Origin of the sequence: Streptomyces prasinopilosus, from assembly GCF_001419695.1 — a bacterium.
GTDB classification, from domain to species: domain Bacteria; phylum Actinomycetota; class Actinomycetes; order Streptomycetales; family Streptomycetaceae; genus Streptomyces; species Streptomyces prasinopilosus.
This window is the reverse complement of the sequence record NZ_LIRG01000820.1, coordinates 1-1,855: the sequence shown is the minus strand read 5'-3', so window position 1 is coordinate 1,855 and position 1,855 is coordinate 1. Positions and strand designations below refer to the sequence as shown.

Annotated in this window: 1 protein-coding gene and 1 pseudogene; both read left to right on the top strand. The window is 76.8% G+C overall.

The window, feature by feature from the left end:
* The first annotated feature begins 589 nt into the window (after positions 1-589).
* Positions 590-1,264, top strand: coding sequence for an RNA polymerase sigma factor (locus AOK18_RS27025; RefSeq protein WP_055574883.1), 675 nt, complete (start codon positions 590-592; stop codon positions 1,262-1,264).
* A pseudogene (locus AOK18_RS27020) lies at positions 1,264-1,855 on the top strand (hypothetical protein); the annotation flags it as partial. The gene AOK18_RS27025 and the pseudogene AOK18_RS27020, both read left to right, overlap by 1 nt.

Genomic DNA, 1,855 nt, shown 5'->3' with positions numbered 1-1,855 from the left:
GGCCGCCCGGAACCGGTCCTCCGGGACGGCGGGAGGTGCGGCGGATGCCGGGACCCCCTGCGGCGGGCGGTCGCGGCCGGCGTCGGGCGGTGCGGAACCGGCGTCGGGAAGCACGGAGTCCGGTGGCACCGGTGCGGCGGGGGACCGGCCCGCCGACGCGGTCGACCCCGGCCGCGGCACCGGTGGTCCGGGCAACGGAGCGGGTGTTCGTCGGGGCGCGTCCGCCGGGCCGGACGGCGGCCGGAAGCCGTAGTCCCCGCCTGCCGAGGCAACGGCCGGGGCCGCCACCCCCCACAGGAGAGGCCCCGGCCGTCGCGCGGCACGGGCCGCGCGGCGGCCCGTAACCCCTACAGCGCCACGGGTGCGTTTTCCGTCACACCGCCCGGGTCACAGGTTCGTTGAATCATGCACGGGATAGGCGACGAACATGGACGGGGAGAGGTTTGAGGTCGTAACGTGCCTTTCGCGCCAGCCGTCCGAGGGCAGACGACCACAACCACCGTGGGCGGCCGAGAACACGAAGGAACCATGACGGCGAGAACCCGGTCCGCGCAGGCGGTGCCGGCTCAGGCGCAGAAGGGCGCGCGCGGTGCTGGGGGACGACGCGGAGCTGACGGCTGCGGTGGAGGCGGCGCAGGACGGGGACGAGAGCGCGTTCCGGACGGTGTACCGGGCCGTGCACCCCCGGCTCCTGGGATACGTGCGCACCCTGGTGGGCGAACCCGACGCCGAGGACGTGACGTCCGAGGCGTGGCTGCAGATAGCCCGGGACCTGCGGCGGTTCAGCGGTGACGCGGACCGGTTCCGCGGCTGGGCCGCCCGGATCGCCCGCAACCGGGCCCTCGACCACATCCGCATGCGCGGGCGCCGCCCCGCGATCGGCGGCGACGAGACCGAACTGACCGGACGGCCCGCCGAGTCCGACACCGCCGACCAGGCCATCGAGGCGATGGCCACCGACGACGCCCTCGCCCTCATCGCACGGCTGCCGCAGGACCAGGCCGAGGCCGTCGTCCTGCGGGTGGTCGTGGGGCTCGACGCGAGGACCGCCGCCGAGACGCTGGGCAAGCGGCCGGGTGCCGTACGCACGGCCGCGCACCGGGGCCTGAGACGGCTGGCCGAGATGCTCGACGGCGATCCGGAGGGACATCCGGAATCCGCGGGGGTGCTCGACGCCCTCCCGCCCCCGAGAGAACCACGCCGCCCTGCGGTGACGTCCGCGAGTGTGACGCATATGCGAGCGCGGACGCAGAAGGACATGTGATGGCCGACGAGCAGTACAGGTGGCTGAACCGCGAAACGGCGGAGCGACTGCTGAACGGGGAGTCACCCGAAGCTGCCGGCCCGGCCGGGAACGATCAGGCCGAACGGCTCGCGCGCGCACTCGGCGCGCTGTCCGCCCCGCCCCCGCCGGCCGGCGGGGAACTCCCCGGTGAGGCCGCCGCGCTGGCCGCCTTCCGCGAGGCCCGCGAGGAGCGGACGGACCGGGCCGCCGAAGCCGTGCCCGTCGGGCCCCGGGCCGGGGCCGCGCGGGGCGCCGACGTCGGCCTGGTCAGGATCGGCGTCCCGCCCGCGGACCGGTCCGGAGCCGGACGCACGTCCCGCCGGACGCGCTCCGTGCGCTTCGGACTGGCCGCCGCACTGGCCGCGGGCATGGTCGGCGGTGCGGCGGTCCTGGCCGGTACCGGAGTGCTGCCGGCACCCTCCGGAGTCTTTGGCCCGGCCACCACGACCACCGCCACCGGCCCGCCCGAACGCCCCCCGGCGCCGCGCCCGTCGGAGAAGGGCGCGCCGGGCGGCGCCACGCCCGACGACGGGCCGGACGGACAGGACGGGCCGCCCGGGAACGCCGACG